Genomic DNA, 23593 nt, shown 5'->3' with positions numbered 1-23593 from the left:
GATTAGTTGCCTCCTTCCTGCGGAGCTTTCTTCTTAGGTGGAAGGATTTCACCGCGGTAGATCCATACTTTAACGCCGATACGGCCATAGGTCGTATGCGCTTCTGCTGTACCATAGTCAATATCAGCACGCAGCGTATGAAGTGGAACTGTTCCTTCGCTGTAACCTTCCGTACGAGCAATCTCAGCGCCGCCAAGACGACCGCTTACAGATGTTTTGATTCCTTTAGCACCGGAACGAATAGTCCGTTGAATGGATTGTTTCATCGCACGACGGAACGAAATACGACGCTCAAGCTGTTGTGCAATGCTCTCTGCAACCAAGATTGCATCGAGTTCCGGATTTTTGATCTCAGCAATATTGATATGGACTTTTTTGCCCTTAGCAATTTTGGAAACTTCGGAACGAAGGTTCTCAACCTCGGAACCGCCTTTACCAATTACCATACCAGGCTTAGCCGTATTGATCGTAACGTTAACGCGGTTAGCTGCACGCTCAATTTCAAAGCGGGAAACAGCTGCGTCTTTCAACTTGTTTTTCAAGTACTCACGGATCTTAACGTCTTCCATGAGAAGATCACCAAAGTCTTTGCCAGCGTACCATTTCGATTCCCAATCACGAATGACGCCGACACGAAGACCGACTGGATTTACCTTTTGACCCACACGTTATCCCTCCTTATTTCTCAGATACCACCAATGTAATGTGGCTGGTTCTTTTGTTAATCCGGCTAGCGCGACCCATTGCACGCGGACGGAAACGTTTCATAGTTGGCCCTTGATTCACGAATACTTGTGATACGACCAATTTGTTAATATCCAGCTGGAAATTATGTTCTGCATTAGCAATAGCAGAGTTAAGCAGCTTCTCCACGATTGGGGAAGCCGATTTCGGCGTATGACGCAGAATCGCAATTGCTTCGCCAACTTGCTTGCCGCGGATCAAGTCCACAACCAGCTGCGCTTTACGAGGAGCAATACGAACGTGATTAGCGAACGCTTTAGCTTGTTGCATGGATGAACCTCCTTTCGTTCGTTAGAAACTATCAATTAACGATTAACGACGTCCTGTTTTCTTGTCGTCATTACCGTGGCCTTTGTAAGCGCGTGTTGGTGCAAACTCACCGAGTTTGTGTCCAACCATATCTTCCGTCACATACACTGGCACATGCTTGCGTCCGTCATAAACAGCGAAAGTGTGTCCGATGAATTGCGGGAAAATTGTCGAACGGCGAGACCAGGTTTTAACAACGACCTTCTTCTCAGACTCGTTCAATACCTCAACTTTTTTCAACAGGTAACCGTCGATAAACGGTCCTTTTTTCAAACTGCGACCCATGGATGATCCTCCCTTCACGCTAGCATTGCATGACGCGATTGCGTCATGCGATTATTATTTCGTACGACGACGAACGATATATTGAGTTGAAGCCTTTTTCTTTTTGCGAGTTTTGAATCCGAGTGTCGGTTTGCCCCATGGAGACATCGGAGATTTGCGTCCGATAGGAGCGCGGCCTTCACCACCACCGTGCGGGTGATCGTTCGGGTTCATTACAACACCACGTACTTCTGGACGTTTGCCAAGCCAACGGGAACGGCCGGCTTTACCGATTTTCACGAGCTCGTGATCCTCGTTGCCTACAGAACCGATTGTTGCACGGCAAGTTTTCAGAATGCGGCGAACTTCACCGGAGGACAAGCGGATCGTTACATAGTTATCTTCTTTACCGAGCAGTTGTGCTTCTGTGCCTGCTGCACGAACCAACTGTCCGCCTTTACCAGGCTTCAGCTCGATATTGTGGATAACTGTACCAACCGGAATGTTCTCAAGCGGCATTGCGTTGCCGATTTTGATATCCGATCCAACGCCGGAAACGATTTGAGCGCCGACTTTCAGACCTTTAGGAGCGATGATGTAACGTTTTTCTCCATCCACATAGTGGATAAGTGCAATGTTCGACGTACGGTTTGGATCGTACTCGATCGATGCTACATTACCAATAACGCCATCCTTGTTGCGTTTGAAGTCGATGATCCGGTATTTACGTTTATGGCCGCCACCATGATGGCGAACCGTAATTTTACCTTGATTGTTGCGGCCTGCTTTTTTGAAAAGCGGCGCAAGAAGCGATTTCTCCGGTGTACTTGTCGTAATCTCTTCGAATGTCGATACGGACATAGCACGACGTGCTGGAGATGTCGGTTTATACTTCTTGATTGGCACTTCGATTCCCTCCTTAACCGATATCTTGCGGTTTATCCACAGGCAGAACCATCAGGTTCCGCTGCTGTAAACTAAACCGTTTCGAAAAATTCTAGTTCATTGCTTTCAGCGGTCAATTGAACGATCGCCTTTTTCCATTCGGACGTATATCCGCTATGTTTGCCATAACGTTTCGGCTTAGCCGGCATACGCATTGTATTAACAAACGCAACTTTAACGTTGAAAATTTGCTCGATAGCTTGTTTGATATTGGTCTTATTCGCACGCATGTCGACTTCGAACACATATCGTTTAGTAGCCATAAGCTCGCTCGTTTGTTCCGTAATGATCGGGCGCTTGATAAGATCGCGTGGATTCTTCATTACGCAAGCACCTCCTGTACTTTCTCAACTGCTTCTTTGGTAATAATAAGCTTGTCATATACAAGCACATCCAGAACATTAATGCCATCAGCTGCAACGATCTTGATTCCCGGAATATTACGAGCGGACAATGCTACATTATCCTCGTAGGTAGCCGTTACTACAAGTGCTTTGCGAGCAACCTTCAGGTTGTTCAGGATTGATGTGAATTCCTTCGTCTTAGGCTGCGACAGAGCCAATTGATCCAGAACGATGATATCGTTGTCGATCACCTTTGAAGACAAAGCGGATTTAATCGCCAGACGGCGAACTTTCTTCGGCAATTTGAAGCCGTAGCTGCGAGGTGTAGGTCCGAAAACCGTACCGCCGCCAACCCATTGCGGGGAGCGGATGCTACCTTGACGCGCGCGTCCTGTACCTTTTTGTTTCCAAGGTTTACGACCGCCACCGCGTACTTCAGAGCGCCCTTTCGTCTTATGCGTACCTCTGCGTTCTGCAGCTTGCTGCAACAGAACCGCGCTGTGCAAGACGTGTACGTTCGGTTGAATTCCGAATACGGATTCAGACAATTCAACTTCACCAACTTGCGAGCCGTTCACGCTAAAAAGTGCTACTTTCGGCATTGCTTGTTCCTCCTTTCTTTAGAAGCGATTATTTCTTCACCGTTAATTTAACTTTAACGAAGCTGTTTTTAGGGCCTGGGATAGAGCCTTTAACGAGCAGCACATTACGTTCTGCATCAACGCGTACAATTTCAAGATTTTGAATTGTAACGGTTTCGTTACCCATATGTCCTGGAAGGCGTTTGCCCTTAGGAACGCGGTTCGCTTGGATAGAACCCATGGAACCTGGACCACGGTGATAACGGGAACCGTGCGACATTGGGCCGCGGCTTTGGTTCCAGCGTTTGATAACACCTTGGAATCCTTTACCTTTGGAAATACCTGTTACGTCAACGAATTCGCCTGCAGCGAACAAGTCAGCTTTCAATTGCTGGCCAACTTCGTATTCGCCAATGTTAATGCCGCGAATCTCACGAACGTAGCGCTTAGGAGTCGAATCAGCTTTCTTAGCATGACCGACTTCCGGTTTAGTTGCTCTGCTAGCTTTCTTGTCAGAGAAACCAATTTGAACAGCCTCATAGCCATCGTTCTCTTGGTCTTTCTTCTGCAGAACAACACACGGACCTGCTTCAATTACCGTTACAGGTATAACATTACCTTCAGCGGTAAACACTTGCGTCATTCCTAGTTTTTTACCTAAGATACCCTTCATGTTGACACCTCATTTCCTTCCTGCATTATGCTGTATTACAGTTTAATTTCGATATCTACACCGGATGGCAGGTCTAAGCGCATCAATGCATCTACCGTTTGCGGCGTTGGGTTAACAATGTCGATCAAGCGCTTGTGAGTGCGCATTTCGAATTGCTCCCTAGAATCCTTGTACTTGTGTACCGCACGCAGAATGGTGATGATTTGCTTCTCAGTCGGAAGCGGAATCGGTCCCGAAACGCCTGCACCAGAACGTTTAGCAGTCTCCACAATTTTCTCTGCGGATTGATCAAGAATTCTGTGATCGTACGCTTTCAAGCGAATACGAATCTTTTGCTTTGCCATATAAGTCCCTCCTTTTATCGCCCAATTTAGTATCGGACATACTCCGCGAGAAAACCCGACACGCCCCTCATGGCAAAGGAGCCGTGTGTGTCGGCAACCTCTCACATCATCGCAACGTCACAGACCAACTTCACTATTATATCGAAATTGATGGGTGAATGCAACAACTAAATTAGGCATTTAATTGTGATGAATTTGGAGGCGCTGCGCGGGGCAATAAACGGTCTGCGGCCGCTGTTGCAATCATGTTGCTTCATTATATAGTAACTCAAGGTGGCAACATGATCGCAAAGGCGGCTCGTAAACTCTCCGACTCGTTTATTGCTCTGCTTCGCTCCCCATTCATCAAGATCATCATGCGCTAAGCGCGCATTTTAATATCCAAGGCAGCTGTTATCAGTATTGCAGCTGCCTTGGATTCTTAAACCCGTAATGCTTATAGCACTACATGTACATTCGTTTCTATTCTGTTTCTTCTATTATAATGTAGAAACAAAATAGAAACTGAGATGCAGCACAGTTTCAGAACACATTATAGAACAACCTATAGAACAACAAAAACCCCTCACCGAAGTGAGGGGTTTTCTACCATTATAATGTGAGCACGGCTGATGCCGGGCTTTATTATTTTTGGATGGATGCTACAGCGCCAGCGCCTACAGTACGGCCGCCTTCGCGGATAGCGAAGCGAGTTCCATCTTCAACTGCGATTGGAGCGATCAGCTCAACCGTAACTGTGATGTTATCACCAGGCATTACCATCTCAGTGCCTTCTGGCAGGTTGATGATACCCGTTACGTCAGTTGTACGGAAGTAGAACTGTGGACGGTAGCCAGTGAAGAAAGGCTTATGACGGCCACCCTCTTCTTTTGTCAAAACGTAGATTTGAGCAGTAAAGTTCGTGTGTGGTTTAACGGAACCTGGCTTAGCCAATACTTGGCCACGCTCGATGTCAGCACGGTCTACACCACGAAGCAATGCGCCGATGTTGTCGCCAGCTTGAGCGGAGTCAAGCAATTTGCGGAACATTTCTACGCCTGTTACTACGCATTTGCGAGTTTCTTCAACCAGACCGATGATTTCGATCTCGTCGCCTACTTTAACAACGCCACGCTCTACACGGCCAGTAGCAACTGTACCGCGACCTGTGATCGTGAATACGTCCTCAACCGGCATAAGGAAAGGTTTGTCCGTATCGCGCTCAGGAGTTGGGATGTAAGTATCAACTTGCTCGAACAGTTCAACGATTTTGTCAGCCCATGCGCCATCTGGGTTTTGCAACGCTTCACGAGCAGCACCACGGATGATTGGCGTATCGTCGCCTGGGAACTCATATTCGTTAAGAAGGTCGCGAACTTCCATCTCAACCAGTTCAAGAAGCTCATCGTCTTCAACCATGTCGCATTTGTTCAGGAATACGACGATGTAAGGAACACCTACTTGTTTGGAAAGCAGGATGTGCTCACGAGTTTGTGGCATAGGACCGTCTGCTGCGGACACAACGAGGATTGCTCCGTCCATTTGTGCAGCACCAGTGATCATGTTTTTAACGTAGTCGGCGTGACCTGGGCAGTCAACGTGAGCATAGTGACGGTTAGGCGTCTCGTACTCAACGTGAGCTGTCGAGATCGTGATACCGCGCTCGCGCTCTTCTGGAGCTTTGTCGATTTGGTCGAATGCTACTGCAGCTCCACCATAACGCTTGGAAAGAACAGTCGTGATAGCAGCAGTCAAAGTTGTTTTACCATGGTCAACGTGACCGATTGTACCGATATTAACGTGCGGTTTATTACGTTCAAATTTTGCCTTAGCCATTGAACTTAATCCTCCTTAATATATAGAAAATATGTGATCGGTCGGATTCGGAATCCCAATGGTTTCCCTTGATCCGACCAAGTACAGCTTCTAACAGGTCTTGCACGGTCAAAGGCAGCTATTAAGCATTACCTTTGGATTTGGAAATGATCTCTTCCGAGATCGAACGAGGTACTTCTTCATAGTGCGAAAGCTCCATGGAGAATACGCCGCGTCCTTGTGTACCGGAACGAAGTGTTGTGGAGTATCCGAACATCTCTGCCAGAGGCACCTTCGCACGAACGATCAAGGAACCATGACGCGTGTCAGAACCTTCGATGCGTCCACGACGGGAGCTCAGCATACCCATTACGTCACCCATGTACTCTTCTGGTACAGTTACTTCTACTTTCATGATAGGCTCAAGCAGGACAGGAGCACATTTGTCCTTAGCCGCTTTAAGCGCCATCGATCCAGCAATTTTAAACGCCATCTCCGAGGAGTCAACGTCATGGTACGAACCATCAACAACAGTAGCTTTAATGTCAACGAGCGGGAAGCCCGCGAGGACACCGTTCTTCATTGACTCTTCGATACCAGCTTGGATCGGCCCGATAAATTCACGAGGAATCGCACCGCCGACAACCTTGCTTTCGAATGTGAAGCCAGCTCCTGCTTCTTGTGGTTCGAACTCAACCCAACAATGTCCGAATTGACCGCGTCCGCCGGATTGACGAACGAATTTACCTTCGACCTTCGCATGTTGCTTGAACGTCTCACGATAAGCAACTTGAGGCTTACCAACGTTCGTTTCAACTTTGAATTCACGAAGCATACGGTCAACGAGGATTTCAAGGTGAAGCTCACCCATACCAGCGATGATTGTCTGTCCTGTCTCTTCATCCGTGTGTGCACGGAAAGTCGGATCCTCTTCAGACAGCTTTTGCAATGCGATACCCATTTTGTCTTGGTCAGCTTTCGTCTTAGGCTCAACCGCGAGCTGGATAACCGGCTCAGGGAACACCATCGACTCCAGAATAACAGGGTTCTTCTCATCGCAAAGCGTATCGCCAGTCGTTGTATCTTTCAGACCTACTGCAGCCGCGATATCACCGGAGTAAACATCGGTAATTTCTTGACGGCTGTTCGCATGCATCTGAAGAATACGTCCAACGCGCTCACGTTTGCCTTTCGTTGCATTCACGACATATGAACCGGAGCTAAGAACCCCAGAGTATACGCGGAAGAACGTCAGTTTACCAACGTAAGGATCTGTCATAATTTTGAATGCCAATGCTGCGAAAGGCTGGTCGTCTGCCGACTTGCGAGTCGTTTCGGTTCCATCTTCAAGTGTACCCTTGATATCTGGAACATCGATTGGAGCAGGCAAGTAATCAACAACTGCGTCAATCATAAATTGAACGCCTTTGTTGCGGTAGGAAGATCCACATACAACCGGGTAGATCTTAACTTCACAAACGCCTTTGCGCAATGCTGCTTTGATTTCAGGAATTGTGATTTCTTCGCCCTCAAGGAATTTCATTGTGAGCTCTTCATCAAGCTCAGCAACCTTCTCAACGAGATCATTGCGAAGCTCTTCAACTTTATCCACCAAATCAGCTGGAATTTCAATTTGCTCCGGATCTTTACCAAGATCGTCTTTATATTTGTAAGCGACCCGTTCAACGAGGTCAACTATACCAATAAAGTCATTCTCGGCACCGATTGGCAATTGAATAGCGACAGCATTAGCTTGCAGACGCTCACGCATATCTTTGATAACGTTAAGGAAGTCTGCGCCGATGATGTCCATTTTGTTGACGTATGCGATCCGCGGAACGCCGTAACGGTCAGCTTGACGCCATACTGTTTCGGATTGCGGCTCAACGCCTTCTTTTGCACTGAAAACGCCTACGGCCCCGTCCAATACGCGCAGGGAACGCTCAACTTCAACTGTGAAGTCAACGTGTCCCGGGGTGTCGATAATATTGATGCGGTGACCCTTCCATTGAGCAGTAGTAGCAGCGGAAGTAATCGTAATTCCGCGCTCTTGTTCCTGCTCCATCCAGTCCATCGTCGCTGCACCTTCGTGCACTTCTCCGATTTTGTGGGTACGGCCTGTGTAGAACAGAATCCGCTCTGTCGTGGTTGTTTTACCCGCATCGATATGCGCCATAATCCCGATGTTGCGTGTATTTTTCAAGGAGAACTCTCTTGCCATGATTTCGTCTCCTTTCGATTATGTGAATCCTACCAGCGGTAGTGAGCGAATGCTTTATTAGCTTCCGCCATCTTGTGTGTATCTTCGCGCTTCTTCACGGATGCGCCAGTGTTATTGGAAGCATCGATGATTTCAGCAGCCAGACGCTCTTCCATCGTTTTCTCACCGCGGTTACGTGAGTAGTTCACGAGCCAACGGAGACCAAGCGATGTACGACGTTCTGGTTTTACTTCAACCGGTACTTGATAGTTTGAACCACCTACACGGCGAGCTTTAACTTCAAGAACAGGCATGATGTTTTTGATTGCCGCTTCGAAAACTTCCATCGGCTCTTTGCCCGTACGCTCGTTAATAAGGGTGAATGCATCATACAAAATCGTTTGAGCAACACCGCGTTTACCATCGAGCATAATGCGGTTGATGAGACGAGTAACAAGTTTGCTATTGTACAGCGGATCTGGAAGAACATCACGTTTAGCAACAGGACCTTTGCGTGGCATGAGGAAATCCCCCTTTCTCTAGTATTCACATCGGCTACCTTAATGATAACCTCATGTGGCAAGTCTTATTTTTTAACTTTAGCACGCTTCGTTCCGTATTTAGAACGAGCTTGTTTACGGTTGTTTACGCCCGAAGTATCAAGCGCACCGCGAACGATATGGTAACGTACGCCCGGAAGGTCTTTAACCCGGCCGCCGCGAACCAATACAACGCTGTGCTCCTGCAGGTTGTGACCGATACCGCCGATGTATGCAGTAACCTCAACGCGGTTCGACAAGCGTACACGCGCATATTTCCGCAATGCGGAGTTCGGTTTTTTCGGTGTCATCGTACCTACACGAGTACAAACCCCGCGTTTTTGTGGCGCGCTTTGGTTTGTTTCCTCACGTTTAAGTGCGTTGAATCCTTTTTGCAGTGCCGGCGATTTCGATTTAACGACTTTCGCTTCACGGCCTTTGCGTACGAGCTGATTAATTGTTGGCATGTTGCCACCTCCTTCCCAAATGACTGTCTTGCTCCATCCAATATGAAGGCTTATATTAAGCCCACAGACCCAGGCGGTTCATAAAGAAACAAACGAAAGTTTCTACCGCTGCCTTTCCCGGTAAAAACGATATTTCCTTATTCTATTTCAGGTATGACTGCCGCCATAGCAGCACCGACTTCGATCCCGCAGGTAACCCCAAGGTTCTTCATCGTGTCCACCCAGGAGATTGGAACCCCCGCCGTTTCGCAAAGTCGGACAATCTTGTCCGTCATCCGCTGATCTGCATCTTGTGCAACATAGACTAGAATGGCGCTGCCTTGCTCTACCATCTTCGTCGTCTGCTTGCTGCCGATAACAAATTGCATGATATCCCATCCTTCTATGCTCTGTCAAAACTCTATATCTACATGAGAGACAACAAGTTCTGAACTGACAATTACAAGGACAATGCAATAGGCACACTACGACATATTAGCACTTTGTCTGGCTGTGTGTCAAGTAAGTTATAGAAGTGCGTTCTATGAAGGTTTCGTAAACTCCATCTATGGTTAGGTATGACAGCACAAAGAGCGATTTGCAGCACCAACCATAACGGCTGTGCCGCAGCTCGCTCCCCGCGCTCCTACCAGATCACACATTCAGTTCAGAGAACTTTGCTGCCTATTCTACAGTGACCGTTTCAGCAGCGGCAAGAGATTCCTCTTCCGCCAGCTCTTCTTCCATGCCTGCGAAGCTTATGCTCCGATAACGGTTCATTCCAGTACCAGCTGGAATGAGCTTACCAATAATTACGTTCTCTTTCAAGCCGAGCAACTGATCCACTTTACCTTTGATCGCTGCATCCGTAAGGACACGAGTCGTTTCTTGGAAAGATGCTGCCGACAAGAAGGAATCCGTCTCCAGTGATGCTTTGGTAATACCAAGCAATACCGGTTTGGCAACGGCTGGTTCCAGACTGGAAAGAATAGCTTCACGGTTCGCTGATTCATATTCATGGATATCCACGAATGCACCAGGGAGAAGCTTAGTGTCTCCCGCATCAACGATACGGATCTTACGAAGCATCTGCTTGATCATAACTTCTACGTGCTTGTCGTTAATCTCAACGCCCTGGTTCCGGTAAACGCGCTGAACTTCTTGCAGAATGTAGTTCTGAACGCCACGGATACCTTTAATGCGGAGCATATCTTTCGGATCGATCGATCCGTCCGTAAGCTCGTCGCCCGCCTCAATGTGCTGGCCTTTAACGACACGAATACGGGAACCATATGTGACCGCATATACTTTTGACTCAGCTTCGCCTTGCACTTCTATTTCACGACGATCCTTAGCTTCACGGATGTCTTTAATAACGCCGTCAAGTTCAGAGATAATCGCTTGACCTTTCGGATTACGCGCCTCGAAAAGCTCCTGGATACGCGGCAAACCTTGCGTAATATCGTCTCCGGCAACACCGCCGGTATGGAATGTACGCATTGTAAGCTGTGTTCCCGGCTCACCGATCGATTGAGCTGCAATGATACCGACTGCTTCACCGATTTCGACAAATTTGCCTGTCGCAAGATTGCGGCCGTAACAAATTTTACATACGCCATGACGAGCACGGCAGCTAAGAACGGAGCGAATTTGCAGCTTCTCAACACCAGCTTCGATAACTTCTTCCGCTTTGTTGGAGTCAATCAGCTGGTTGCGGTGAAGGATCACTTCGCCCGTCTTCGGATTCCGTACTGTCTCGAAGGAGTAGCGTCCTTCGATACGATCATACAGATCCTCGATAACCTCTTTACCATCTTGAATCTTGCTGACAGTAAAGCCTTTATCCGTGCCGCAATCGTCTTCGCGTACAATCACGTCTTGAGCAACGTCAACGAGTCGGCGGGTCAAGTAACCGGAGTCAGCGGTACGAAGCGCTGTATCGGCAAGACCTTTCCGCGCACCGTGAGTCGAGATAAAGTACTCGAGAACGGTCAGACCTTCACGGAAGTTCGATTTGATTGGCAACTCGATGATACGACCGGACGGATTCGCCATGAGACCACGCATACCACCAAGCTGAGTAATTTGTGATTTGTTACCCCGCGCCTTGGAATCCACCATGAGCATAATGGAGTTATAACGATCCATTGATCTCATGAGAACTTCTGTGATCTTGTCTTTGGATTTGCTCCAAATTTCGATTACACGGTCATAGCGCTCTTCGTTTGTAATCAAACCACGACGGTATTGATTGGTAACGACTCTGACCTTCTCTTCCGATTCCTTCAGCAATTCCTTCTTCTCGTCCGGCACGATAACATCGGATACAGCAATCGTGATCCCCGCACGAGTCGAGTAAGTAAAGCCCAATTGCTTGATATCATCAAGAATGATGGAAGTTTGTGTCGTATGGTATTGACGGAAGCACTCAGCAATAACAAGGCCAAGATATTCCTTGCCGACAGCACCCATTTGCGGTACTTCGTCCATAAACTTCCGCAAGTCAGTGCCTTTCTCGTATACGAAATATTTGTCCGGCGTACCTTGAAGCAAGTTAACCTTTGTAGGCTCGTTGATGTAAGGGAACGTTTCCGGGAATATTTCATTGAAAATTACTTTACCCACAGTCGTGGAAATCAGCGAGCTCTGCTGCGCCTCTGTAAAGGTCACTTTCTTAAGCACTTTTACGGGAATAAAGATGCGAGCATGCAAGGAAACAATTCCTCTTTGGTATGCCGAAATCGCTTCATTCACAGTCGCGAATACGGAACCGCTGCCCTTGGATTCCTTGTTATCCATCGTCAAATAGTAACTGCCGAGAACCATATCCTGTGAAGGGGTAACGACCGGCTTACCATCTTTCGGGTTAAGAATGTTGCCTGAAGCAAGCATCAGAAGACGAGCTTCCGCCTGTGCCTCTGCCGATAATGGAACGTGGACAGCCATTTGGTCACCGTCAAAGTCCGCATTATAAGCGGTACAAACGAGCGGGTGAAGCTTAATCGCACGACCTTCTACCAGAATCGGCTCAAATGCTTGAATACCCAATCTGTGGAGCGTAGGGGCACGGTTTAGAAGAACCGGATGTTCTTTAATGACTTCCTCAAGAACGTCCCATACTTCTGGACTTACGCGCTCAACCTTGCGCTTCGCACTCTTGATATTATGAGCAAGACCTTTGTTAACAAGCTCTTTCATTACGAACGGCTTGAACAATTCCAGCGCCATTTCCTTCGGCAAACCGCACTGGTACATCTTCAGGCTAGGTCCGACTACGATAACGGAACGACCGGAATAGTCAACACGTTTACCGAGAAGGTTCTGACGGAAGCGTCCTTGTTTACCTTTCAGCATATGGCTGAGGGATTTAAGCGGACGGTTGCCTGGTCCTGTTACCGGACGGCCGCGACGGCCATTATCGATAAGCGCATCAACTGCTTCTTGAAGCATGCGCTTCTCATTCTGGACGATAATATCCGGTGCGCCAAGATCAAGCAGACGTTTCAAACGATTGTTACGGTTAATTACACGACGGTACAAGTCGTTAAGGTCAGACGTGGCAAAACGTCCGCCATCCAGCTGTACCATTGGACGAAGCTCTGGCGGTATAACAGGAAGCACATCAAGAATCATCCACTCCGGCATATTGCCTGAGTTGCGGAATGCTTCAATGACCTCCAAACGCTTGATCGCACGATTGCGGCGTTGGCCTTGAGCTGTTCTAAGCTCTTCCTTCAAGTTCTCAAGGTCGCGCTCGACATCAATATCCTGAAGCAGCTTCTTAACAGCCTCGGCACCCATGCCAGCATGGAAGCCATAGCCGTATTTCTCACGATAGCTGCGGTATTCCTTCTCGGACAGCAGTTGTTTCTTCTCCAAAGGCGTATCACCTGGGTCCGTAACAACATACGATGCAAAGTAAATGATTTCTTCCAAAGAACGCGGGGACATATCAAGCGCAAGTCCCATGCGGCTTGGAATACCTTTGAAATACCATATATGCGATACAGGAGCAGCCAGCTCAATGTGGCCCATCCGTTCGCGGCGGACTTTCGCCCGAGTTACTTCTACTCCACAACGGTCACACACAACGCCTTTATAACGTACACGTTTGTATTTGCCGCAATGGCACTCCCAGTCCTTCGTTGGTCCGAAGATTTTCTCGCAGAACAAGCCTTCTTTTTCCGGTTTTAGCGTCCTGTAGTTGATTGTCTCCGGTTTCTTCACTTCTCCGCGGGACCACGAGCGGATTTTGTCCGGAGATGCCAATCCAATCTTCATGTATTCGAAGTTGTTCACGTCTAGCAAGGAGCAACCCTCCTTCGTCTTGGTTCACTATGTCAAGCTCGTTACGTGTGCAACGCCGTTGCCGGGAGCCATGCTTCATACCAGAACAAAGCCGGCCCCGACATCTTCAACACGGACGTACGGCATGCTCATTAGCGTTCGTACGTATTCCGTTACTCTACTCCAACCTCTGCACCCTCAAGATTGAGGTTCAGCTTATCGCTAGTTGCGTCTTCCTCGTCGTCCATTTCTTTCATTTCGATCTCTTCTTCGTTCTCTGCCAGTATCTTGACATCCATACCCAAGCTCTGAAGCTCTTTAATAAGAACTTTGAACGACTCAGGCACGCCCGGCTCAGGAACGTTCTCGCCCTTGACGATCGATTCGTATGTCTTCACACGACCGACAACATCATCGGACTTGACGGTAAGAATCTCTTGCAATGTATAGGCAGCGCCATAAGCCTCAAGCGCCCAAACCTCCATCTCCCCGAAACGCTGTCCGCCAAACTGCGCTTTACCACCGAGCGGCTGCTGGGTAACAAGCGAGTAAGGCCCTGTGGAACGGGCGTGGATTTTGTCATCGACCATGTGCGCAAGCTTGATCATATACATGACGCCAACGGTAACTTCACGTTCAAACTCTTCGCCAGTACGGCCGTCATAGAGAACTGTCTTACCGTTGCGCTGCATTCCTGCTTCTTCCATGGAGTCAAATACGTCATCCTCACGCGCACCGTCAAATACCGGTGTTGCAGCATGGATGCCCAGACGCTTGCAAGCCATGCCAAGGTGAACCTCAAGCACTTGACCGATGTTCATCCGCGACGGAACCCCCAGCGGGTTCAGAACGACTTCTACCGGTGTGCCATCAGGAAGGAAAGGCATATCCTCTTCCGGCAAAATGCGGGCGATAACCCCTTTGTTACCGTGACGTCCGGCCATTTTATCACCCTCGGAGATCTTACGCTTCTGAGCGATATAAGCACGAACCAATTGGTTAACGCCTGGAGGAAGCTCATCGCCGTTCTCACGGGTAAACACCTTCACGTCAACGACGATTCCGTCCGTTCCGTGAGGCACGCGCAAGCTTGTATCACGCACTTCGCGAGCCTTCTCGCCGAAGATCGCATGAAGGAGACGCTCTTCAGCCGTCAGCTCCGTTACACCCTTAGGTGTCACTTTACCGACCAGAATGTCGCCTGCGCTGATCTCAGCACCTACGCGGATAATTCCGCGCTCATCGAGGTTGCGAAGAGCTTCTTCCCCGACATTAGGAATGTCGCGTGTAATTTCTTCCGGTCCAAGCTTCGTGTCCCGCGCTTCAGACTCATACTCTTCGATATGAATCGACGTGTACACATCTTCCTTCACAAGCTTCTCGCTAAGAAGAATCGCATCCTCGTAGTTGTAGCCTTCCCATGTCATAAAGGCAACGACTACGTTGCGGCCAAGAGCCAACTCGCCCATCTCGGTGGATGGTCCATCCGCAAGGATATCGCCCTTCTTCACGTGATCGCCACGACGGCATAGCGGACGCTGGTTAATACATGTTCCTTGGTTGGAACGCATAAACTTATGCAGCTTCTGCTTAACCAGGTCTCCGGTAACAGGCTTGCCATCGATTATCTCAACACGGCGAAGCCAGATCTCGTTAGCCGAAACACGCTCGATAATTCCATCGTATTTGGCAACAATACATACACCGGAGTCTTTTGCCGATTTATGCTCCATACCCGTTCCGACAAGCGGCGACTTCGGAATAAGCAGCGGCACAGCTTGACGTTGCATGTTGGAACCCATGAGCGCACGGTTGGAGTCATCATTCTCAAGGAACGGAATGAGCGCTGTTGCAACCGAAACAACCTGTTTAGGTGAAACGTCCATGTAATCGACTCGATCACTTGGCATCGTGAGGATGTTATCTGCTTGTTTGTTATAACGGACGATAACCGCCTCATCAGCAAATCGGCTTTCTTCTGTCAACTTGGCATTTGCTTGCGCAATGATATAGTTGTCTTCTTCATCTGCTGTCAGGTATGCGATTTGCTCCGTAACAATGCCGGTCTTGGGATCAACCCAACGATACGGCGCTTCGATAAATCCATATTCATTAATGCGGGCGAACGTGGATAAGGAGTTGATCAATCCAATGTTCGGTCCCTCTGGCGTCTCAATCGGACACATCCGGCCGTAGTGAGAGTTATGAACGTCACGCACTTCAAAGCCCGCGCGTTCACGAGTCAAACCGCCGGGTCCCAAAGCGGACAAACGACGCTTGTGCGTAAGCTCGGCAAGCGGGTTTGTTTGATCCATAAATTGGGACAATTGCGAGGAACCAAAGAACTCTTTGATCGACGCAATAACAGGCCGTATATTGATAAGCGCTTGCGGCGTAATTGCATTCGCATCCTGGATGGACATCCGTTCACGGACAACGCGCTCCATACGCGACAAACCGATGCGGAACTGGTTCTGCAGCAGCTCGCCAACGGAACGAAGACGGCGGTTACCGAGGTGATCGATATCATCCGTGCTGCCAACACCGTGGAGCAGGTTCAAGAAATAGTTAATCGACGAAATTATATCCGCCGGCGTTATATGTTTAACCGATTTGTCAATGACACCATTAGCGATGACCTTGATGACCTTTGTTTCATCATCAGGAGAGAATACGCTGATCGCTTGAAGTGGAATACTATCCGCATCAAGTACGCCGTTAGCGACATGATAGGTTTTGAAGCCTACGTTATTCTCCAGGTAAGGAATAATCTCATCAAGCAGTCTGCGATCGATCATTTGACCGGCTTCGGCCAGAATCTCTCCTGTAGACGGATCAACGAGTGTTTCCGCCAGCCGCTGGTTGAACAAACGGTTCTTAATATGCAGCTTTTTATTGATTTTGTAGCGACCGACATTCGCAAGATCATAACGCTTCGGATCAAAGAAACGCGCGACGAGCAAGCTCTTGGCATTATCAAGCGTCGGCGGCTCACCCGGACGAAGGCGCTCGTAAATTTCAATAAGCGCTTTCTCTGTAGAATCGGTATTATCCTTATCTAGCGTATTGCGGATATACTCGTCATTGCCGAGCAAATCAAGGATCTCAGCATCTGTGCCAAAACCAAGCGAACGTAGAAGAACCGTCACCGGAATCTTCCGCGTACGGTCGATACGGACATAGACGATATCCTTGGCATCCGTCTCAAGTTCCAGCCATGCGCCGCGGTTCGGAATAACCGTTGCCGTGTAAGTCTTTTTGCCGTTTTTGTCCACTTTCGTGCTGAAATAGACACTTGGCGAGCGGACCAATTGGCTTACAATAACCCGTTCAGCACCGTTAATAATGAATGTGCCCGTTTCAGTCATCAGCGGGAAATCGCCCATGAATACTTCTTGCTCTTTCACTTCGCCGGTTTCTTTATTGATGAGCCGAACCTTTACACGTAACGGCGCTGCGTAAGTTACGTCACGTTCTTTCGATTCGTCGACGGAATATTTCGGTTCTCCGAGCGAATAGTCTATGAACTCAAGCATCAAGTTACCTGTAAAATCCTGAATCGGCGAAATGTCCTGGAAAAGTTCCAATAAATCCTTCTCCAAAAACTTCTCATACGATTTCTGCTGGATTTCAATCAGGTTCGGAACTTCAAGCACCTCATTGATGCGAGCATAGCTTCTGCGCGTGCGCCGACCAAACTGAACAAGTTGTCCTGCCAACTTAACCTCACCCCTCATGTCTGCTTCCACAGAAAATGAACCATGCACTCTTTCACCAAAACAACGATGAACAGGCATCGCACTCAACGTGGGCATTCAATTCCACGTTTCTTTCTGCGCCCTCTCTTAAAATGACGATGCCTCACTATCTCATCGCCAACCAGAACGTGCAGCAGGCAAATTCTGATTCAATAAAGAAAAGCCCTTATCGAATATTTTCGAAAAAAGAGCATGTTTCCGCTAGTAACTCTTACATGCTTACAAGAAAAGAAAGTCTCATATCATGTAATTTTGCCCAAAATGTAAACATTATACGTCAAACATGTCATTTCTATTCATAAAAATTAACGCTTGACATTTTAGTTAACTAAAGAGATTGAGCCCATATTAATACTGACATTTTATAATGATACCACAACCCAAAAGTCAAGTCAACAAAATATTGAGCATCTGCCTAATCTTCCTTGCGCGACCGAAATATGCGATAACCTTTGTCCTTCGTCACTTCTTCAACATTGCCAAATATCGCTTCAAGCTTGGCCTCAGCAGAGGGCGCGCCTTGTTTCTTCTGAATAACAACCCACATGGATCCGCCTGATGCCAGCAGCTTGGCGCCTTCCTCGAATATTTGATGCACAACTGCCTTTCCTGCCCGAATGGGCGGATTAGTGATAATCACATCAAACTCTTGACCGCGCACCCGCTCAAACAAATCGCTTTGCAGAACAGTGATATTAGCAGCACCGTTCAGCTTCGCATTCTTCTCCGCCAACTGAACAGCACGCTCGTTAATATCGATCATCGTGATGTGTCCACGGGGAGCAAGCTTTGCAGCCATAATTCCGATGGGGCCATATCCGCAGCCTACGTCCAGAACTCGTGCGTGGGACGGAATATCCAGCGCTTCGACAAGCACGCGGGTACCATAATCGACACCTGTTTTCGAGAAGACGCCGGCATCTGTCATAAATCGCAGCTGTTGACCGCGAATAGCAGTTTCATATTCCCTGTGCTCGTGCTTCGCGCCAGGTGCCTGTGTATAATAATGGTCCGACATCGTATCCCTCTCCATCCTAGACTTCACCTTTTATAGAGCATACTGCCGCCTAGGCGTTTCTTACGTTAAAAATATTAGAAAAGCAGACATTCTGCGCTAGCAAGGCCCGCCTTTCTCCTATTTTTAATGAAACGAACCCCAAGAGACCAGTAGCCTCTAGGGGTTCGCCGATAAGCTAGGTTAGCTTAAATTACTTCACTTCTACAGTAGCGCCTGCTTCTTCAAGCTTAGCTTTAACAGCTTCTGCTTCTTCTTTAGCTACTTTTTCTTTGATTGGCTTAGGAGCGCCATCAACAAGATCTTTCGCTTCTTTCAGGCCAAGACCTGTAATTTCGCGAACTGCTTTGATAACGTTGATTTTGGAAGCGCCAGCGTTAGCCAGGATTACGTCGAACTCGGATTGCTCAGCAGCTTCAGCAGCTCCGCCACCAGCTACAACCGCTACAGGTGCAGCAGCTGTTACGCCGAATTCTTCTTCGATTGCTTTAACTAGGTCGTTCAGTTCAAGAACGTTCATGCCTTTGATAGCTTCTAAGATTTGCTCTTTACTCATGGTTAAACCTCCAGTGAATTTGTTTTATTTGGGTTATTGCTATTACCCGGCATAGCCGAGCCGATTATTAAGCTTCTTGCTTCTCTGCCACTGCTTTAACAGCAAGGGCGAAGTTGCGCATAGGAGCTTGGAGCACGCTGAGGAGCATGGAGAGCAAGCCTTCGCGAGACGGAAGATCCGCAATCGCTTTGATTTGCACTGCATCCATAAATTGACCTTCAACAACGCCGCCTTTAAGTTGCAAAGCTTCGTTCTTCTTAGCGAATTCGCTCAGAATTTTAGCTGGTGCTACTGCGTCTTCCTTGCTGAATGCGATAGCAGTTGGACCAGTCAATACTGAATCCATCTCTGTCAGATCAGCACCTGCAGTCGCACGGCGCAGAATCGAGTTTTTCAATACTTGAAATTCGATACCTGCTTCACGCAGCGATTTACGAAGCTCAGTTACTTGCTTAACGTTCAATCCACGATAGTCAGCAACAACTGTGCAAGAGCTCTCACGAAGCTTCGTCGTGATTTCTTCTACAGCAGCTTGTTTGCCTTGGATGATCTTTGCATTTGCCAAAATGTACACCTCCCGTAAAGTTATCAACATCCCGATTCTAGCGGCAAATTCCTTCTTCCTCGATGCATGAGAAAGGCCTTCGCAGACAATGCGAAGGCCATGATGGTCAGTTGCATATCCGGACGCAAGCGTCCATCCAAGCACAAACACGATATCATAACACCTCGGTAGGAAATTAAGCCTTACGGCACCTACTGTCTACGGTATGCGTATTCGAATGTTAGTTACTGTTCCTCTTAGCGGTAAGCCGCTACGTTAACACGAGCGCTAGGGCCCATAGTGGAGGCAACAGCAATGTTTTTCAGGTAAACCCCTTTAGCAGCAGCCGGCTTAGCACGAACGAGCGCCTCAACCAAGGAACGAAGGTTTTCGTTCAGCTTGTCAGCATCAAACGATACTTTGCCGATTGGAGCATGGATTTGACCTGCACGGTCAAGACGGTATTCGATTTTACCGGCTTTGATCTCTTGCACAGCTTTAGTAACGTCAAACGTTACAGTACCCGCTTTAGGGTTCGGCATGAGACCTTTACCACCGAGAATACGTCCGAGTTTACCAACTTCAGCCATCATGTCCGGAGTAGCGACACAAACGTCGAACTCGAACCAGCCTTGTTGGATTTTGTTGATCATGTCAGCATCGCCAACAAAATCTGCGCCAGCTGCTTCCGCTTCTTTGGCTTTGTCGCCTTTCGCGAAAACGAGAACGCGTTTCGTCTTACCAGTACCGTGCGGAAGTACAACGACACCACGCACTGCTTGGTCTTGTTTCTTAGGGTCTACACCCAGGCGAACAGCAACTTCAACAGTCTCGTCGAATTTCGCAGTCGCAGCTTTCTTCACCAATTCAATGGCTTCCAATGACTCATAAGTCGCTTCGCTGTCAATCAGCTTAACGGCTTCAAGATACTTCTTGCCGTGTTTTGCCATGGTATTCGTCCTCCTTGTGTGGTTTTAACGGAAAATCCTCCTTGAAAGGAGATCCTCCCACTGTAGCGAAACTAAAGTTACGCTATAGCAGACAACGCCTTCCGGCGTGCCCTACATGTGCTGCAATCGCAACCGAATTAGTCTTCGATTACAACGCCCATGCTGCGCGCTGTACCTTCAACCATGCGCATAGCTGCTTCTACAGAAGCTGCGTTGAGGTCAGGCATTTTTTGCTCTGCGATTTCACGTACAGTTGCACGTTTCACAGTAGCGACTTTCTTCTTGTTCGGCTCACCAGAACCCTTCTCAATCTTCGCAGCAACGCGTAGTAATACGGCCGCCGGTGGTGTTTTGGTGATGAATGTGAACGAACGGTCTTCAAATACGGAAATTTCAACCGGAATGATCAGACCTGCCTGGTCGGCTGTACGAGCATTGAACTCTTTACAGAACGCCATGATGTTCACACCTGCTTGACCGAGTGCAGGACCGATCGGCGGAGCCGGGTTCGCTTTACCTGCTGGCACTTGCAGTTTTACCATCTTGATGACCTTTTTTGCCATGTTGCACACCTCCTTGCCCCAATAATCCATTCAGCCCTGAACGATACAATCGCCAAAGCTCTCTCGCCGTCTAAGAGAAACGGCCCCCGGAAACCGGAATTATATCTTCTCCACCTGAGTATAATCAAGCTCAACTGGGGTTTCCCTACCAAACATGTTCACATGAACCTTCAGCTTGCTTTTGTCGAGCAGAATTTCTTCTACCGTACCGACAAAATTAGCAAACGGACCTACTGTTACGCGAACCGTTTCTTTCACATCAAACTCGATCTTCGGCTTCGGCTCCTCCATACCCATATGCTTGAGGATTTGCTCCACTTCATCAGGCAGCAAAGGAGTCGGCTTCGAACCGGAACCAGTTGATCCGACGAACCCGGTCACGCCAGGCGTATTACGAACAACATACCAGGAATCATCGGTCTGAACCATCTCCACCAGGACATAGCCGGGGTAAACTTTACGCATGACGGTCTTCTTCTTACCGTCCTTGTTTACCACTTCTTCCTCCATAGGGACAAGCACACGGAAAATCTTGTCTTCCATGCCCATTGATTCAACACGCTTCTCCAGGTTGGCTTTCACCTTGTTCTCATAGCCTGAGTAAGTATGCACAACGTACCATCTTTTTTCCATAAACAAGCCACCTTTGGCCCCTTCTTAAACAATCAGTTCGACCAATTCGGAGATCCCGATGTCAAGAACCCAAAAATAAATCGTGACAACTATAATCGTAAATAATACTACGAGCGTATAGCTTGTCAACTCTTTACGGCTTGGCCAGCGAACTTTCTTCAGTTCTGCGACGCTGTCGGACAAGAAGGAAAACGTCGTGCCGAAGAATTGCTTCACTTGTGCGAAAAATGCCACGTCCACACCTCCAAATTAGCTATCTCGTCTCGCGATGAGGAGTATGCTCGTTACAGAACTTGCAGAACTTCTTCATCTCGATGCGGTCGGGGTGATTCCGCTTGTTCTTGCTTGAAGCATAATTTCTCTGTTTGCAGTTTGTGCAAGCCAACGTAATAATTACCCGCATTGCTGTACACCTCCGAACTAACCATAAATAAAAAAAATTTGAATCTCTTTATGTGACTAAGCTTCGTTCAGTACCCACAATAAAAAAGACCTATTTAGGGCTACCTAAAACACTTTATCACAAGCAATAGTTAGTGTCAACGAAAACTATTCAAAGTCAACGTCATCTATCCTCATTATCGACGAAAAGCAGCCCTCTCAAACATTGCAATCCCTTTCATTCATAAAAAAAAGAGCCCGCAGGCTCTCACATTCGCACATTTATCCGCTAATATTACGAACTTCCAGGTAGCGTTCCAGCTTGCGCTTCACGCGTTGGAGCGCATTATCAATAGACTTAACATGGCGATCCAAATCGACTGCAATCTCTTGATATGAACGGCCATCCAGATACAGCATAAGAACTTTGCGCTCCAGATCGCTCAGAATCTCGGACATCTTATCCTCAAGGCCAACGAACTCCTCTTGATTGATAATCAGTTCTTCCGGATCAGATACGCGTGTTCCGCAAATAACGTCCAGCAGCGTCCTGTCGGAATCCTCATCGTAGATCGGCTTGTCCAAAGAAACATAGGAATTGAGCGGAATATGCTTCTGACGCGTCGCCGTCTTAATGGCTGTAATAATCTGACGCGTGATGCAAAGTTCAGCGAACGCCTTGAAGGACGCTAACTTATCCCCTTTAAAATCCCGAATCGCCTTATAAAGGCCAATCATGCCTTCCTGGACAATATCCTCGCGGTCAGCCCCGATTAAGAAATAGGAACGCGCCTTAGCACGGACAAAGTTCTTATACTTGTTAATCAGAAATTCCAGCGCTTCGCCATCACCTTCTCGAACCGCTTCTACAATATCCTCGTCCGTTCTGCAGTCATATTCCAGCGTTTTCCACTCTCTGAGGTCGATGCTCACGAACAATCCCTCCGGCTCGAAAGGCGTACATTACTCTGAATCGGCTACGCGCAAATGTTAACCGACGTCCCCTTGACGCCAACACTTGTCGCTAGTTTTTATACAAGAAGCGCGGAGCTTACTACGATTCCAGTCGCCAAACCTAGACCTAGTATACATTATGTAACCTAAGGCCGTCAATCAGCTTGATGTCGAATGTTTGCTTATAAAATAGTGGAAATGGAATTTCTGTCCATCCAGTTCGCAATTCTGCAACACATTGCCTGCCTCACAGCTTCCCTCTTCGCCACCGTTCAAGCTTCATGCGAACATCTACGCTTAAATTCTCATCGAGTTCGTTGCGTTTGCTCTCTGTATGCTTCAAAGTCCGCTCGATCGAAATCCGGTTCTGTTCAATATCCGTAAGCAGCTCCCTTGCCGAGATCCGAAGCGCTCCTTTGCCAAAAGCAACGTGCTGTTCCACCATATCTGAAGTAGCTACATACAGATTGCGGCTGCGCAGCGCCAGCTCAATGGCGAGACGCTCGATACAAGCGTCAGCCGTTTCTTTTTCCTTCGTGAACACTACAGTAACACGGTGCTGGTTAAAGGTCGATCCTGCGCCCGGCACCTGATAGGCGTCAAATACTACAACTACACTTACTCCGGTAAAGCCCTGATACTCTGCCAGCATTTCCAGCAATCGGTCACGCGCCTCTTCCAAGTCATTATCCCTTATTGCAGCAAGCATCGGCCATGCGCCAATCATGTTATATCCGTCAACCAGCATAATATCATCCTGCCGTCGCAT

General features: G+C 48.0%; 25 protein-coding genes and 1 other annotated feature. All 25 genes read right to left on the bottom strand.

The annotated features are described in order from the left end of the window. Positions 1-2: 2 nt before the first annotated feature. Complete coding sequence (rpsC, locus tag K0T92_RS22460) at positions 3-665, bottom strand: 30S ribosomal protein S3 (RefSeq protein ID WP_219874739.1); 663 nt, start codon at positions 663-665, stop codon at positions 3-5. A gap of 13 nt (positions 666-678) precedes the next feature. After that, the gene (rplV, locus tag K0T92_RS22455; protein WP_219874738.1) at positions 679-1014 is read right to left on the bottom strand and encodes a 50S ribosomal protein L22; all 336 of its coding nucleotides are present in this window, start codon (positions 1012-1014) and stop codon (positions 679-681) included. Between the two features lie 42 nt (positions 1015-1056). Further along, on the bottom strand, positions 1057-1338 hold the full coding sequence (gene rpsS / locus K0T92_RS22450; protein WP_219874737.1) for a 30S ribosomal protein S19: 282 nt from the start codon (positions 1336-1338) through the stop codon (positions 1057-1059). A 54-nt stretch (positions 1339-1392) separates the two neighbouring features. Further along, positions 1393-2223, bottom strand: a complete 831-nt coding sequence (rplB, locus tag K0T92_RS22445; RefSeq protein ID WP_219874736.1) for a 50S ribosomal protein L2 — start codon at positions 2221-2223, stop codon at positions 1393-1395. A gap of 71 nt (positions 2224-2294) precedes the next feature. Next, positions 2295-2585: a 50S ribosomal protein L23 gene (rplW, locus tag K0T92_RS22440; protein ID WP_219874735.1), complete on the bottom strand. Its 291-nt coding sequence runs from the start codon at positions 2583-2585 to the stop codon at positions 2295-2297. Beyond that, entirely contained in the window at positions 2585-3208 is a 624-nt protein-coding gene (gene rplD, locus K0T92_RS22435) for a 50S ribosomal protein L4 (protein ID WP_219874734.1), read from the bottom strand. Before rplD ends, rplW begins: the two co-directional genes overlap by 1 nt. A 28-nt stretch (positions 3209-3236) precedes the next feature. Next, positions 3237-3860 carry a 50S ribosomal protein L3 gene (gene rplC, locus K0T92_RS22430; protein ID WP_219874733.1) on the bottom strand — a complete coding sequence of 208 codons (624 nt, stop codon included), beginning with the start codon at positions 3858-3860 and terminating at the stop codon, positions 3237-3239. A gap of 35 nt (positions 3861-3895) precedes the next feature. After that, on the bottom strand, positions 3896-4204 hold the full coding sequence (rpsJ, locus tag K0T92_RS22425; RefSeq protein WP_005544556.1) for a 30S ribosomal protein S10: 309 nt from the start codon (positions 4202-4204) through the stop codon (positions 3896-3898). Between the two features lie 624 nt (positions 4205-4828). Beyond that, positions 4829-6019 (bottom strand): elongation factor Tu, encoded by a 1191-nt coding sequence (gene tuf / locus K0T92_RS22420; protein WP_219874732.1) that lies wholly within the window; start codon positions 6017-6019, stop codon positions 4829-4831. A 121-nt stretch (positions 6020-6140) separates the two neighbouring features. After that, positions 6141-8219 carry an elongation factor G gene (gene fusA, locus K0T92_RS22415; protein WP_219874731.1) on the bottom strand — a complete coding sequence of 693 codons (2079 nt, stop codon included), beginning with the start codon at positions 8217-8219 and terminating at the stop codon, positions 6141-6143. Positions 8220-8248: 29 nt separating this feature from the next. Continuing rightward, positions 8249-8719 (bottom strand): 30S ribosomal protein S7, encoded by a 471-nt coding sequence (rpsG, locus tag K0T92_RS22410; protein ID WP_219874730.1) that lies wholly within the window; start codon positions 8717-8719, stop codon positions 8249-8251. A gap of 65 nt (positions 8720-8784) precedes the next feature. After that, a complete protein-coding gene (gene rpsL / locus K0T92_RS22405) occupies positions 8785-9204 on the bottom strand; it encodes a 30S ribosomal protein S12 (protein ID WP_219874729.1) in 420 nt (139 codons plus the stop codon). 137 nt (positions 9205-9341) lie between these two features. Continuing rightward, complete coding sequence (locus K0T92_RS22400) at positions 9342-9572, bottom strand: ribosomal L7Ae/L30e/S12e/Gadd45 family protein (RefSeq protein WP_219874728.1); 231 nt, start codon at positions 9570-9572, stop codon at positions 9342-9344. Between the two features lie 295 nt (positions 9573-9867). Then, a complete protein-coding gene (rpoC, locus tag K0T92_RS22395) occupies positions 9868-13491 on the bottom strand; it encodes a DNA-directed RNA polymerase subunit beta' (protein ID WP_219874727.1) in 3624 nt (1207 codons plus the stop codon). 152 nt (positions 13492-13643) lie between these two features. Next, positions 13644-17189 (bottom strand): DNA-directed RNA polymerase subunit beta, encoded by a 3546-nt coding sequence (gene rpoB / locus K0T92_RS22390; protein WP_219874726.1) that lies wholly within the window; start codon positions 17187-17189, stop codon positions 13644-13646. A 454-nt stretch (positions 17190-17643) separates the two neighbouring features. Next, positions 17644-18246, bottom strand: a complete 603-nt coding sequence (locus K0T92_RS22385; RefSeq protein ID WP_219874725.1) for a class I SAM-dependent methyltransferase — start codon at positions 18244-18246, stop codon at positions 17644-17646. Positions 18247-18436: 190 nt separating this feature from the next. Further along, positions 18437-18799: a 50S ribosomal protein L7/L12 gene (gene rplL / locus K0T92_RS22380; protein WP_219874724.1), complete on the bottom strand. Its 363-nt coding sequence runs from the start codon at positions 18797-18799 to the stop codon at positions 18437-18439. A gap of 67 nt (positions 18800-18866) precedes the next feature. Then, positions 18867-19364 (bottom strand): 50S ribosomal protein L10, encoded by a 498-nt coding sequence (gene rplJ, locus K0T92_RS22375; protein ID WP_281423187.1) that lies wholly within the window; start codon positions 19362-19364, stop codon positions 18867-18869. A 59-nt stretch (positions 19365-19423) separates the two neighbouring features. After that, positions 19424-19586: a sequence feature (ribosomal protein L10 leader region), on the bottom strand. A gap of 14 nt (positions 19587-19600) precedes the next feature. Beyond that, positions 19601-20293: a 50S ribosomal protein L1 gene (gene rplA / locus K0T92_RS22370; protein ID WP_219874723.1), complete on the bottom strand. Its 693-nt coding sequence runs from the start codon at positions 20291-20293 to the stop codon at positions 19601-19603. 137 nt (positions 20294-20430) lie between these two features. Beyond that, entirely contained in the window at positions 20431-20856 is a 426-nt protein-coding gene (gene rplK, locus K0T92_RS22365) for a 50S ribosomal protein L11 (RefSeq protein ID WP_219874722.1), read from the bottom strand. 99 nt (positions 20857-20955) lie between these two features. Then, the gene (gene nusG, locus K0T92_RS22360; RefSeq protein ID WP_219874721.1) at positions 20956-21489 is read right to left on the bottom strand and encodes a transcription termination/antitermination protein NusG; all 534 of its coding nucleotides are present in this window, start codon (positions 21487-21489) and stop codon (positions 20956-20958) included. A 24-nt stretch (positions 21490-21513) separates the two neighbouring features. Further along, the gene (gene secE, locus K0T92_RS22355) at positions 21514-21723 is read right to left on the bottom strand and encodes a preprotein translocase subunit SecE (protein ID WP_219874720.1); all 210 of its coding nucleotides are present in this window, start codon (positions 21721-21723) and stop codon (positions 21514-21516) included. A gap of 19 nt (positions 21724-21742) precedes the next feature. Further along, positions 21743-21892, bottom strand: coding sequence for a 50S ribosomal protein L33 (rpmG, locus tag K0T92_RS22350; protein WP_183604319.1), 150 nt, complete (start codon positions 21890-21892; stop codon positions 21743-21745). Between the two features lie 260 nt (positions 21893-22152). Beyond that, on the bottom strand, positions 22153-22803 hold the full coding sequence (gene sigH, locus K0T92_RS22345; protein ID WP_219874719.1) for an RNA polymerase sporulation sigma factor SigH: 651 nt from the start codon (positions 22801-22803) through the stop codon (positions 22153-22155). A gap of 268 nt (positions 22804-23071) precedes the next feature. Beyond that, positions 23072-23593: an NYN domain-containing protein gene (locus tag K0T92_RS22340; protein WP_219874718.1), complete on the bottom strand. Its 522-nt coding sequence runs from the start codon at positions 23591-23593 to the stop codon at positions 23072-23074.

Origin of the sequence: Paenibacillus oenotherae, assembly GCF_019443105.1 — a bacterium.
Lineage (GTDB): Bacteria > Bacillota > Bacilli > Paenibacillales > Paenibacillaceae > Paenibacillus_Z > Paenibacillus_Z oenotherae.
This window is presented reverse-complemented; position numbering and strand designations above follow the sequence as displayed.